At 73.7% G+C, this 12109-nt stretch carries 10 protein-coding genes and 1 tRNA gene; 4 read left to right on the top strand and 7 right to left on the bottom strand.

Annotation, left to right across the window (positions count from 1 at the left end; genetic code table 11):
* Position 1: 1 nt before the first annotated feature.
* The 5 genes from ACFQ8E_RS01435 to ACFQ8E_RS01415 all read right to left on the bottom strand — a co-directional run bounded on the left by ACFQ8E_RS01435 (position 2) and on the right by ACFQ8E_RS01415 (position 4983).
* Entirely contained in the window at positions 2 to 622 is a 621-nt protein-coding gene (locus ACFQ8E_RS01435) for a 50S ribosomal protein L25/general stress protein Ctc (RefSeq protein WP_430548779.1), read from the bottom strand.
* Between the two features lie 318 nt (positions 623 to 940).
* The gene (locus ACFQ8E_RS01430) at positions 941 to 2080 is read right to left on the bottom strand and encodes a glycosyltransferase family 2 protein (RefSeq protein ID WP_430549032.1); all 1140 of its coding nucleotides are present in this window, start codon (positions 2078 to 2080) and stop codon (positions 941 to 943) included.
* A 75-nt stretch (positions 2081 to 2155) separates the two neighbouring features.
* Positions 2156 to 3139 (bottom strand): ribose-phosphate diphosphokinase, encoded by a 984-nt coding sequence (locus ACFQ8E_RS01425; RefSeq protein ID WP_430548778.1) that lies wholly within the window; start codon positions 3137 to 3139, stop codon positions 2156 to 2158.
* Positions 3136 to 4752 carry a bifunctional UDP-N-acetylglucosamine diphosphorylase/glucosamine-1-phosphate N-acetyltransferase GlmU gene (gene glmU, locus ACFQ8E_RS01420; RefSeq protein ID WP_430549031.1) on the bottom strand — a complete coding sequence of 539 codons (1617 nt, stop codon included), beginning with the start codon at positions 4750 to 4752 and terminating at the stop codon, positions 3136 to 3138. Before glmU ends, ACFQ8E_RS01425 begins: the two co-directional genes overlap by 4 nt.
* Before the next feature lie 159 nt (positions 4753 to 4911).
* A tRNA-Gln gene (locus ACFQ8E_RS01415) sits at positions 4912 to 4983 on the bottom strand.
* Positions 4984 to 5199: 216 nt separating this feature from the next.
* On the opposite strand from ACFQ8E_RS01415, the gene ACFQ8E_RS01410 reads away from it, so the two are divergent.
* Positions 5200 to 5799, top strand: coding sequence for a TetR/AcrR family transcriptional regulator (locus tag ACFQ8E_RS01410; protein ID WP_430549030.1), 600 nt, complete (start codon positions 5200 to 5202; stop codon positions 5797 to 5799).
* Between the two features lie 14 nt (positions 5800 to 5813).
* Here the strand turns inward: ACFQ8E_RS01410 and ACFQ8E_RS01405 are convergent, their stop codons facing one another.
* Positions 5814 to 6455 (bottom strand): TetR/AcrR family transcriptional regulator, encoded by a 642-nt coding sequence (locus ACFQ8E_RS01405; protein ID WP_430548777.1) that lies wholly within the window; start codon positions 6453 to 6455, stop codon positions 5814 to 5816.
* Between the two features lie 100 nt (positions 6456 to 6555).
* Here ACFQ8E_RS01405 and ACFQ8E_RS01400 point away from each other — a divergent pair, with 100 nt between their 5' ends.
* Complete coding sequence (locus ACFQ8E_RS01400; protein ID WP_430548776.1) at positions 6556 to 7452, top strand: alpha/beta fold hydrolase; 897 nt, start codon at positions 6556 to 6558, stop codon at positions 7450 to 7452.
* A 53-nt stretch (positions 7453 to 7505) separates the two neighbouring features.
* On the opposite strand, the gene fdhA is transcribed toward ACFQ8E_RS01400, so the two are convergent.
* The gene (gene fdhA / locus ACFQ8E_RS01395; RefSeq protein WP_430548775.1) at positions 7506 to 8729 is read right to left on the bottom strand and encodes a formaldehyde dehydrogenase, glutathione-independent; all 1224 of its coding nucleotides are present in this window, start codon (positions 8727 to 8729) and stop codon (positions 7506 to 7508) included.
* 143 nt (positions 8730 to 8872) lie between these two features.
* On the opposite strand from fdhA, the gene fdhD reads away from it, so the two are divergent.
* Both fdhD and ACFQ8E_RS01385 read left to right on the top strand, forming a co-directional pair.
* Positions 8873 to 9742: a formate dehydrogenase accessory sulfurtransferase FdhD gene (gene fdhD, locus ACFQ8E_RS01390; RefSeq protein ID WP_430548774.1), complete on the top strand. Its 870-nt coding sequence runs from the start codon at positions 8873 to 8875 to the stop codon at positions 9740 to 9742.
* Positions 9739 to 12069, top strand: coding sequence for an FdhF/YdeP family oxidoreductase (locus ACFQ8E_RS01385; protein ID WP_430548773.1), 2331 nt, complete (start codon positions 9739 to 9741; stop codon positions 12067 to 12069). Before fdhD ends, ACFQ8E_RS01385 begins: the two co-directional genes overlap by 4 nt.
* The last annotated feature ends 40 nt before the right edge of the window (positions 12070 to 12109 follow it).

Below are 12109 nucleotides of genomic sequence, written 5' to 3'. Positions count from 1 at the left end.
GTCAGCCCTCGGTGGACTCGGCGGCCTCGGTGGTCTCCTCGGCGGCCTCGCCCTCCGCGGCCTCCTCGTCCTCGGCGGCGACCTCGGCGCGCGGCTCGGCGATCTGGACGACGGTCGCCTCGGGGTCGGTGAGCAGCGTGGAGCCCTTCGGCAGCTCGACCTCGCCGGCGGTGACGTGCTGGCCGGCCTCGAGGCCCTCGATGGAGACCTCGACCGACTCGGGCAGGTGGGTGGCCTCGGCCTCGACCGACAGGGTCTGCGCCTCGACGAAGTGGATGGTGCCCGGGGCCGACTCGCCCACGACGTTCACGGTGACGTCGACGGCGATCTTCTCGCCGCGCTTCACGAGCAGCAGGTCGATGTGCTCGATGACGCCGCGGACGGCGTCGCGCTGGATGTCCTTGACGACGGCCATCTCGGACTTGTCGTCCAGCTCGATGGTGAACAGCGCGTTGGAGTGGCGCGTGGCGAGCATCGTCTCGTGGCCCGGCAGGGTGATGTGCAGCGGGTCGGTGCCGTGCCCGTACAGGACGGCGGGGATCTTGTTCTCGCGACGGATGCGGCGGGCGGCGCCCTTGCCGAACTCGGTGCGGGCCTCGGCGGCGAGCTTGATGTCGGACACGTGGATCACTCCTGGGATGTCTGTGCGTGCCGACGGCCAGAGGGAGCCGTCGGCTGTCCACGAGGTGGTGGTCCCCGCGAACTGCGGTTGCGTCGGCGTGGGACACGTGACGGACGCGATCGAGAGCGCGCCGTGGGGGCACCCGCAGAGTGCGGTGCACCGACAGCCGCCCAGTCGATCACGGAAATCCGACGGATCCTGCGCTGAGGGTGGCGGCCGGGTCGCAGGTGCTGGACCTGTACGACCTGGGTGACCGGCGCCCGTCAGACGTCCCTCGCCGAGGCAACCGGACGAGTATAGCCCCCTCGGGACGGGGTGTCAGTGCCGGGCGTCCTCGCCCGCGCGCGCCCGGGCCCGCGCCGCCCCGCGGGGGCGGTAGACGACCTGCGCCTGGAAGACGAACCGCACGACGAACGCGACGAGGATGAGCACCGCCTGCACCAGCTCGGGGTGCGGCACGGCGCGCTCGACGATCCACCACAGCAGCAGGGTGCGGACCGCGGCCTCGGTGCCGTTGAAGGCGAAGGACCGCACGAAGCGGCCCCAGAAGCCGTGCGCGCCGTCACGCAGGTCGGCGAACACGAACCGCTCCTGCAGCAGGAAGTTGATGACGATCGTCACGGCGTTGGCCCAGATCACCGCGGGGAGGTAGTGCACGCCGAGCCCCTGGAGCCCCGCGAGGATCGCGAGGTTGAGCACGGCGCCGAGCGCACCGATCAGTGCGAACGGGGACAGCCGGCCGAACCGGAGCAGGGTGAGCTGCTGCACGTAACGCAGCCCGTTGGCGACGGTCGCCTTCGACCGGCCCGCGAACCGTTCCCCGAAGACGAACGGTTCCTCGACCACGACGAGCCGCTGCCGCGCGAGGATCTCGAGCAGGATCTTGAAGCCGCGCGGGCGCAGCCCCGCGAGGTCGACGGCGCCGGTGCGGACGACGAAGAACCCGGTCATGGGGTCCGAGACGTCGCGCAGCTTGACGGGGAACATGGACCGGGCCAGCAGCCCCGAGGCCTTGGAGACCCAGCGCCGGTAGCGCCCGTCGAGGCCGCCGGCGTCCCCGCGGCCCGTGTACCGGGAGGCGACGACGACGTCGGCGTCGGTCTCGCGCGCGGTGGTGAGCAGCACGGGCACCATCTCGGGCGGGTGCTGCAGGTCGCCGTCCATCACGACGACGCGCTCGCCGGCCGCGGCGCGCAGGCCGGCGACGACGGCGCCCGAGAGGCCGCCGTCGGGCACCTCGCGGTGGATCAGGCGCACGGGCACCGCGGAGGTGGCGGCGACCCGTTCGATGACGGCGGGGGTGTCGTCCTTCGAGTCGTCGACGAACAGCACCTCGACGCCACCGGGCGCGACGCGGCGGCCCTCGCCGTCGGGGCCGAGCGCGGCGGCGAGCCGGCGGACCAGCTCGGCGACGTTCGGGCCCTCGTTGTACGTGGGGACCACCACGGTCACGTCCACCGTCATGTCACCGTGCCTCCCCTCCGGGGGACGCCGCGGCCCGGGACGACGCACGCCCCGGGCCACCGGCGTCGGTCAGGCGTTGCCGTCGAACAGGCTCGTCACGGAGCCGTCGTCGAAGACCTCGCGGATGGCGCGGGCGACGAGCGGGGCGATGGACAGCACGGTGAGCTTGTCGAACCGCTTGTCGGCCGTGATCGGCAGCGTGTCGGTGACGACGACCTCGGTGGCGCCGCACTCCTGCAGGCGCTGCGCGGCGGGGTCGGACAGCACGCCGTGCGTGGCGGCCACGGTGACGGAGCGGGCCCCGGCGTCCATGACCACCTTGACCGCCTCGGCGATGGTGCCGCCGGTGTCGATGAGGTCGTCGACGAGCACGCAGTCGCGCCCCTCGACCTCGCCGACGACGCGGTTGGCGACGGCCTGGTTGGGGCGCGTGACGTCGCGCGTCTTGTGGACGAAGGCCAGCGGGCAGCCGCCCAGCTTGGCGGCCCACTGCTCGGCGACGCGGATGCGGCCGGCGTCGGGCGAGACGACGGCGGCGTTGGACACGTCCACGCGGGTGCGCACGTAGTCGACCAGCACGGGCATGGCCCACAGGTGGTCGACCGGGCCGTCGAAGAAGCCCTGGATCTGCGGCGTGTGCAGGTCGATGCTGAGGATCCGGTCCGCGCCCGCCGTCCTGAGCATGTCGGCGACGAGGCGGGCCGAGATGGGCTCGCGGCCACGGCTCTTCTTGTCCTGGCGTGCGTACGCGTAGAACGGCGCCACGGCGGTGATCGAGCGCGCCGAGCCGCGCTTGGCCGCGTCGACCATGAGCAGCTGCTCCATGAGCCACTGGTTCACCGGGGCGGTGTGGCTCTGCAGCAGGAAGATGTCCGAGCCGCGCACCGACTCGCTGAACCGCACGTACGTCTCGCTGTTCGCGAAGTCGTACGCCGACACGGGCAGCAGCTCGATGCCGAGCTCCTTCGCCACGGCCTCCGCGAGCTCCGGGTGCGCCCGGCCGGTGGCGAGGACGAGCGTGCGCTCACCGGTGCCGGGGATGAAGTTGTTCATCGCTGCGTGCTTCCTTCGGTCGGGTCGGCGGTCGGGTCGGAGCTGTCGGCGGGAGGCACCACCGGGATGGCGCCGGTGAGGGCATTGTGCGCGGCGAGCTGGCGCTGCGCCTGCGCACCGAGCTCCCCGCCCGAGCCCTCGGTGCGGGCGCGGGCGGCGGCCTCGGCGGCCGGCGTCCCGGGCCAGCGGCGCTCGACCCAGCCCTCGACGTTGCGCTGCTGCGCGCGGGCGACGCCGAGCGCGCCGGCGGGGACGTCCTTGATGATGACCGAGCCCGCGGCCGTGTACGCGCCGTCGCCCACCGTGACGGGGGCGACGAACATCGTGTCGGCGCCCGTCTTCGCGTACGAGCCGATCACCGTGCGGTGCTTCTTCTGCCCGTCGTAGTTCACCGTGACCGACGCGGCGCCGACGTTGGTGTGCTCGCCGATGGTGGCGTCGCCGACGTACGACAGGTGCGGCACCTTGGAGCCCTCGCCGATCTGCGCGTTCTTCGTCTCGACGAAGGTGCCGATCTTGCCCTTCGTGCCCAGCTCGGTGCCGGGGCGCAGGTAGGCGAACGGGCCGACGGACGCGTTCTCGCCGATGACGGACAGCGAGCCGTGCGTGCGCACGACGGTCGCGCCGGGGCCCACCTCGACGTCGGTCAGCGTGGTGTCCGGGCCGATCGTCGCGCCCGAGGACACCTTCGTGGCGCCGTGCAGCTGCGTGCCGGGCAGGAGCGTGACGTCGGGGGCGAGCTCGACGTCGACGTCCACCCAGGTGGTCGCCGGGTCGACGACGGTGACGCCGGCCTGCATCCACTCCGTGAGCACGCGGCGGTTGAGCTCGGCGCCCAGGGTCGCGAGCGCCACCCGGTCGTTGACGCCCTCGACGAGCATGGGGTCGTCGCTCAGCACGGCGCGCACGGCGCCGCCCTCGGCCCGCGCGGACGCGACGACGTCGGTGAGGTAGACCTCGCCCTGCGCGTTGTCGCGGTCCAGGCCGCCGAGCCCGCGGCGCAGCACCGCGGCGTCGAAGACGTAGACCGAGCTGTTGATCTCGCGGACCTCGAGCTGCTCGGGCGTCGCGTCCTTGTGCTCGACGATCGCCACGACGTCGCCGGTGCCGGGCTCGCGCACGATGCGGCCGTAGCCGTTCGCGTCCGCGACCTCGGTCGTGAGGATCGTTACGGCGTTGCCGTCCGCGTGGTGCGCGGCGAGCAGCTGGCCGAGCGTGGCGCCGTCCAGCAGGGGGATGTCGCCGGCGAGGACGACGACGGCGCCGTCCAGGCCGTCGCCCAGGGGGTGGTCGCCGCCGTTGGCGTGGTCGGCGTGCAGCTCGTCGTCGACGGCGTCGTCGTGCACGAGCTGCGCGGCCCGACCGGCGTGGGCGCGGGCGTCGAGCGCGTCGAGCGCGCACTGGACGGCGCGACCGGTGCCGGGGATCTCGTCCTGGTCGACGACGAGGGCCGCCGGGTCGATCTGCGCCGCGGCGGCGGCCACGACGTCGCGCTCGTGGCGGACGACGACCGCCACCTGCTGCGGGTCGAGCTCGCGGGCCGCGGCCATCGCGTGCCCGAGCATCGTCCGCCCGCCCAGGGCGTGCAGCACCTTCGGTGTCGCGGACCTCATCCGCGTCCCCTGCCCCGCGGCGAGGACGACGACGGCCGCCGGTCTCGCCACGGTGTCGTCCTGAACGTCGTCCTGAACCACGCGTCCTGCGGCGTCCGGTCCTGTCGAGACCACGAGTGCTCCGTCTCTTCTCGGGTGTGCTCTGTCGATGGTGCCGAGCTCCGCCCCCAGGACTCGAACCTGGACCAAAGGCACCAAAAACCTCTGTGCTGCCGATTACACCAAGGCGGATCGGTCCCCCGGGCCGGGTTCACGCCCCAGCAGGCGCGGCACCGTCGGGCGTCCGTCCTCAGTCTGCCAGGTCCGCACCACCGCCCCGGCACGCGTCCCGCCCCTCGGCGTCCACCGGCGCCGTGGCACGCGCCACACCGGCCGCATCGTCCGGAGGGCACAATGGGGCCCATGCCCACCGACTCCCGTGCGCCCAAGCGTCCGCCGCGCGCCCGGATGACGGCGAGCCAGCGGCGCGAGCAGCTGATCGCGGTCAGCCGCGGCCTGTTCGCCGAGAAGGGCTTCGACGGCACCAGCGTCGAGGAGATCGCCGCCCGCGCCGAGGTGTCCAAGCCGGTGGTCTACGAGCACTTCGGCGGCAAGGAGGGCATCTACGCCGTCGTGGTCGACCGCGAGGTCCGCGCGCTGACGTCCGCGCTGACCGGCGCGCTCGAGGAGGGCGGCCACCCCAAGGTGCTGGTGGAGCGTACGGCGCTGGCCCTGCTCGGGTACATCGAGGCGTCGGAGGACGGCTTCCGCATCCTGGTGCGCGACTCCCCCGTCGCCCAGGCCACCGGCACGTTCTCCAGCCTCATCGGCGACGTCGCGACCCTGGTGGAGCACATCCTCGGCGACCAGTTCAAGGCCAACGGGCTCGACCGCAAGGCCGCGCCGCTCTACGCGCAGATGCTGGTGGGCATGGTCGCGCTCACCGGGCAGTACTGGCTCGACGCCCGCAGCCCCGACAAGGCCGAGGTGGCCGCGCACCTGACCAACCTCGCCTGGAACGGGCTGTCCGGGATGGTCAAGAAGCCGGAGCTGACGAAGTCCCGCTGACGGCGCGTCGAGCGTCAGCCGGGGCCGACGAGGTGGTCGAGCAGCCGGTCGACGACGGCGAGCGCCGTCTCGCCGGTGACGTGCCCGGCGAGGACACCCTGGGTGAGCCCGGCGGCCGACGCGAGCACCACCTCCGCGTCGAGCCGTGCCGCGTCGAGCCGGGCCGCGTCGTCCGGCCCTGAGCCCTCCCCCGCGCCCGTGCCGTCTCCGCGCGCCCGCAGCAGCAGCGCCGCGACGAGGTCGACGAGCGCCCGCGGGGCGCCGCGCAGCTCCTCCGGCGTGACGGCCTCGTTGGTCAGGGCGGCGGCGTGGAAGGCCGCGAGGACGACGGCGTCCGCGCGGCGGGCGTCGTCGAGCGGCAGCAGCGCGGCGAGCACGGCGCGCAGGACGGCGCGGGGCGGAGCCGGCTCGGCGCTCTCCCCAGGGGACGTCCCGCCGCCGAACCGGGCCGCCGACCCCTCGATCACCGCGCGGTGGGTCGCGACGAGCAGCCCGTGCTTGTGGCCGAAGTAGTACTGCACGAGGCGCACGGAGACGCCCGCCTCGGCAGCGACGGCCTGGAACGTGGCCGCCTCGAGCCCGTCGCGCGCGACGACCCGGCGGCAGGCGTCGGTGATCTGGCGGCGGCGTTCGTCGTGGTCCACCCGTCGCGGCACGGGTCACTCCCCTCGGCGGTGCTGGTCGGTCGCGTTGATGATACGTCCGTACCACGTTGGTGGTACGGTCATACCATTAACCCGCGCACCAGGAGGTCCGATGCCGTCGACAGGCCGGTTCACCAGCGAGGCCGCACGCACCGCCTACGAGGCGGCGTACCGCGACCTCGAGACCCGCTGGCCGCTGCCGTCCGAGGACGTCCGGGTCGAGACCGCCTACGGCCCCACGCACGTGCGACGCTCCGGCGCCGGGACCCGTACGCCCCTCGTGCTGCTGCACGGGCTGAACGGCACGGGCCTGAGCTGGCACGGAGTGGTGCGCTCCCTCGCCGCGGACCGCGTCGTCTACGCGCCCGACGTCGTCGGCACGGCCGGGCGCAGCGAGCAGACCGCCGCGCTGCGCTCGGCCGACGACTACGCCGCGTGGGGCGTCCAGCTCCTCGAGGGGCTCGGGCTGGAGCGCGCGCACGTCCTCGGCTACTCCGAGGGCGCCTGGTTCGCCGCGCTGCTGGCGTCCGGCACGCCCGACCGCGCCACCGACCGCGCCACCGACCGCGTGGGCGCGCTCGTCCTCGGCGAGGGCATCACCGCGCTGGTCAGGCCCGACCGGAAGGTGGTCTCACGCATGGTCCGGGCCGCGGCCCTGCCGACGGCGCGCCACCTCGCCCGCCTCGACGAGTGGCTGACCCCCGGCGTGACGCTCGCCGACGAGGACCGCGCCCTCGCCCGCGCGGCCCTGCGCTACCGCCGTCGGACGCCGTGGCCGAGCCCCCTGACCGACGAGCGGCTCCGCGCGATCACCGCGCCCACCCTGGCGTTCTTCGGCGCGGCCACCAGGCTCGGCGACCCGGTCGCCGCGGGCCGCCGCGTCACCGACCAGGTGCGCGGCTCCCGCGTCGAGCTCGTGCCCGGCGGCGGGCACGGCGTCCTGTGGCAGCTCCCCGACCAGGTGCTCCCGCTCGTCGACGGGTTCCTGCGCGAGCACGACGACGCCTGACCCCCGAGCCGTCAGGGCCACGCGCAGCCCGTCGTGCGCGTGGCCCCGACAGGTCACTTGCCGTCGAGGTAGCCGTTCGCGTTGATGACGTACTTCGTCGCGGCGCCGGCGTCGAACTCGGCGTACCCCTGCGGGGCCTGGTCGAGGGTGATCGCCTTCGCGTTGACGTTCTTCGCGATCTGCACCCGGTCGTGCAGAATCGCCTGCATCAGGCCGCGGTGGTACTTCATCACGGGGCACTGGCCGGTGGTGAACGCCAGCGACTTCGCCCACCCCGTGCCCAGGCTGAGCGAGAGCGACCCCTTCTTCGCGGCCTCGTCGATGCCCCCCGGGTCGCCGGTGACGTACAGCCCCGGGATGCCCAGCGCGCCGCCCGCGGCGGTGATCTCCATCAGCGAGTTCAGCACCGTCGCCGGGGCCTCGTGCCCGGAGTCCGACCCGTGCCCCTTGGCCTCGAAGCCGACGGCGTCGATCGCGCAGTCGACCTCGGGGACCCCGAGAAGCTGCTCGATCTGCTCGGCCGGCCCGCCCTTCGTCAGGTCCACGGTCTCGCAGCCGAACGAGCGGGCCTGCGCGAGCCTGTCGGCGTTCATGTCCCCCACGACGACGACGGCCGCGCCCAGCAGCTGGGCGCCGGTCGCGGCCGCGAGGCCCACCGGGCCGGCCCCGGCGACGTACACCGTCGACCCCACCCCGACGCCGGCGGTCACGGCACCGTGGAAGCCGGTCGGGAAGATGTCGGACAGCATCGTCAGGTCCATGATCTTCTCGAGCGCCTGGTCCTTGTCCGGGAAGACCAGCAGGTTCCAGTCGGCGTACGGGACCAGCACGTAGTTCGCCTGCCCGCCGACCCAGCCGCCCATGTCGACGTACCCGTACGCGCTGCCCGGGCGGTCCGGGTTCACGTTGAGGCAGATGCCGGTCTTGCGCTCCTTGCAGTTCTTGCAGCGCCCGCACGCGATGTTGAACGGGACGGAGACGAGGTCGCCCACCTTGACGAACTCGACGCCGGGTCCCACCTCGACGACCTCGCCGGTGATCTCGTGGCCCAGCACCAGATCCTTCGGCGCGGTCGTGCGGCCGCGGACCATGTGCTGGTCCGACCCGCAGATGTTGGTCGCGACGGTCCTGACGATCGCGCCGTGCGGTACCTGCCGGCCGACGTTCGCCGGGTTCACCCCGGGGCCGTCCTTGAGCTCGAACGTCGGGTAGTCGATGTCGATGACCTCGACCTCGCCCGGCCCCTTGTACGCGACCGCGCGATTCGTGTCTGCCATGGTGCTCCTCCTTGAACACGTCCGGCCCGGTCTGAGCCGGTCCTCCGACCGTAGGCGCGTCGCGCGTCCTCGGCAGGTCGAGCGCGGGTCGCCCCGACGCGCTGCCGTTGTGCCCGGCGCGGGGGTCTGCTAGGCCTGCGGGTATGACCCGCGTCACCGTCCGACGCCGCGTCAGGCGCGTCACCATCGGCGGCCGCACCGCGCGCCGCGACGACCTGCTCGCCGGCGAGGAGCCGCTGGAGATCCGCGTGGGCGGGCGCTCGTACGCGGTGACGATGCGCACCCCGGGGCACGACGTCGAGCTCGCGACCGGCTTCCTCGTCTCGGAGGGCGTGGTGACCGACGGCGCGCAGGTCGCCGGCGCGCGCTACTGCGCGGGTGCCGGCCGGGCCCCGGGCGAGAACGCCTACAACGTGCTCGACGTCGCCCTCGCCACGGGCGTGCGGCCGCCCGACCCGGCGCTCGCGCGCGAGTTCTTCACCTCCAGCGCCTGCGGTCTGTGCGGCAAGGCGTCGATCGACGCGGTCTTCACCCGCAGCGCGTTCGACGTCGCCGACGACGCCGTCCGGGTCGAGGCCGCCCTGCTGGCCGCCCTGCCCGACCGGCTGCGCGCGGCGCAGGACGTCTTCGCCCGCACCGGGGGGCTGCACGCGGCAGGACTGTTCGACGCCGCGACCGGCGAGGCCCTGGTGGTGCGCGAGGACGTCGGCCGGCACAACGCGGTCGACAAGGTGGTCGGCTGGGCCGCCGCGGCGGGGATGCTGCCGCTGCGCGGCACGGTGCTCGTGGTGTCGGGGCGGGCCAGCTTCGAGCTCACGCAGAAGGCCGTCATGGCGGGGGTGCCGGTGCTCGCCGCCGTCTCCGCGCCGTCGTCGCTCGCCGCGGAGCTCGCGGACTCCGCGGGGCTCACGCTCGTCGGCTTCGTGCGCGACCCGACTCTCGTCGTCTACGCCGGCGACCACCGCGTCGTCGAGGACGGCGGGCACCGCGACCGGAGGGGGGACGCCGCATGACCACGCAGCAGCCGGAGGACGTCCGGGACGAGGGCGAGCCGCTGGAGCCGCAGCCGGAGGAGGTCCGACCGCCGAAGGACTGGGCGGCCGGCGTGCCCGGCATCGTGCACGCGCTGGTCCCGGCGCTGCGCGACATGGGGCCCACTCGCACCGCGCGCCTGCTGCTGTCGATGAACCACCGCGAGGGCTTCGACTGTATGAGCTGCGCCTGGCCGGACCCGGACCGGCGCAAGCCCGCCGAGTTCTGCGAGAACGGCGCGAAGGCCGTGACGTGGGAGGCGACGCCGCTCGTCGTCGAGCCGTCGTTCTGGGCCGAGCACCCGGTCTCGGACCTGCTCACCCGGACCGAGCACTGGCTCGGGCAGCAGGGGCGGCTCGTCGAGCCGGTGCACAAGGCGGCCGGGTCCGACCACTACGTCCCGGTCACCTGGGACGAGGCGTTCGCGATCCTCGCGGACCGGCTGAACGCCCTCGGCTCCCCCGACGAGGCGTCGTTCTACACCAGCGGGCGCACGTCCAACGAGGCCGCGTTCGTCTACCAGCTGTTCGTGCGCGCGTTCGGCACGAACAACCTGCCCGACTGCTCCAACATGTGCCACGAGTCCACCGGCGCCGCCCTGGGCGAGACGATCGGCGTCGGGAAGGCGACGATCACCTACGACGACTTCGCGCTGGCCGACCTCATCGTGATCATGGGGCAGAACCCCGGCACCAACCACCCGCGCATGCTCACCGCCCTGGAGGAGGCCAAGGAGAACGGGGCGAGCATCGTCGCCGTGAACCCGCTGCCCGAGGCCGGGCTCAAGCGGTACAAGAACCCCCAGACGGTGCGCGGCCTGGCGGGTCGCGGCACGGGGCTCGCCGACCAGTTCCTGCAGATCCGGTTGGGCGGCGACATGGCCCTGCTGCAGGCGGTGTCGAAGCGGGTGCTCGACGCCGAGGCGGCCGCGCCCGGCACGGTGCTGGACCACGAGTTCCTCGCCGCGCACACGTCGGGGCTCGAGGAGCTCAGGGCGCACCTGGCGGACCTCGACGAGGACGCCGTCCTGGCCGCGACCGGCCTCACGGGCACCGAGATCGACGAGCTCGCCGACCGCTACCTGCGCGCCGAGCGCGTCATCGTCACGTGGGCGATGGGCCTGACGCAGCACACCAAGGCCGTGCCGACCATCAAGGAGATCGTCAACCTGCTGCTCCTGCGCGGGAACATCGGCCGGCCCGGCGCGGGCGCCTCCCCCATCCGCGGCCACTCCAACGTGCAGGGCGACCGCACGATGGGCATCTGGGAGCAGATGCCGGACGCCTTCCTCGACGCGCTCGACGCCGAGTTCGGGCTCCGGGTCCCCCGGCAGCACGGCCTCGACGCGGTCGGCACGGTCGAGGCGATGGCCGCAGGGCGCGTGAAGGCGCTCGTGGCCCTGGGGGGCAACCTCGTCGGGGCGATCTCCGACACGGGCGCCGCCGAGGAGGCGGTGCGCCGCGCCGACCTCACCGTGCAGATCTCGACGAAGCTCAACCGGTCGCACGCCGTCGTCGGCCGGGAGGCGCTCATCCTGCCCACGCTGGGCCGCACCGACGTCGACCGGCAGGCGTCGGGGGAACAGTTCGTGTCGGTGGAGGACACGGTCTGCGCGGTGCACGCGTCGCGCGGCAAGGTCGAGCCGGTCGCGCCGGGCCTGCTGTCGGAGGTCTCGATCGTCACGCGGCTGGCGCGCGCCGTGCTCGGCGCCCGCCCCGACGGCCCGGGCTCGACGGACCGCCCCGTGGACTGGGCGGCGATGGAGCGGGACTACGACGTGATCCGCGAGCACATCGCGAGCGTCGTGCCGGGCTGCGAGGACTACAACGCCCAGCTGCGGCGCCCGAACGGCTTCCGCCTGCCGCACGGCCCGCGCGACTCGCGCACCTTCCCCACCTACGACGGGCGGGCCCACCTCACCGTCAACGAGCTCGCGCCCGTCGAGTGCCCGCCCGGCCGCCTGCTGCTGCAGACGATCCGCTCGCACGACCAGTTCAACACCACGATCTACCGCCGCGACGACCGGTACCGCGGCATCAAGGGCGGCCGCTCCGTCGTGCTGGTCAACCCCGACGACCTCGCGGAGCTCGGCATCGCCGACGGCGCGACGGTCGACGTGCACTGCGAGTACCACGACGGCGTCGACCGCGTGCTGCGCGGCCAGCGCGTCGTCGCCTACCCGACGGCGCGCGGGTGCGCCGCCGCCTACTTCCCCGAGGCGAACGTGCTCGTGCCGCTGGGCGCGACCGCGGAGACGAGCCGCACGCCGGTGTCCAAGGCGGTCGTCGTCCGGCTCGAGCCCGCCTGACGCCGACGTGGCTCGCACCGTGCCGAGGTAGTTCAGGCCC

This window comes from Isoptericola sp. NPDC056573 (assembly GCF_042793335.1).
Taxonomy (GTDB): Bacteria; Actinomycetota; Actinomycetes; order Actinomycetales; family Cellulomonadaceae; genus Isoptericola.
This window is presented reverse-complemented; position numbering and strand designations above follow the sequence as displayed.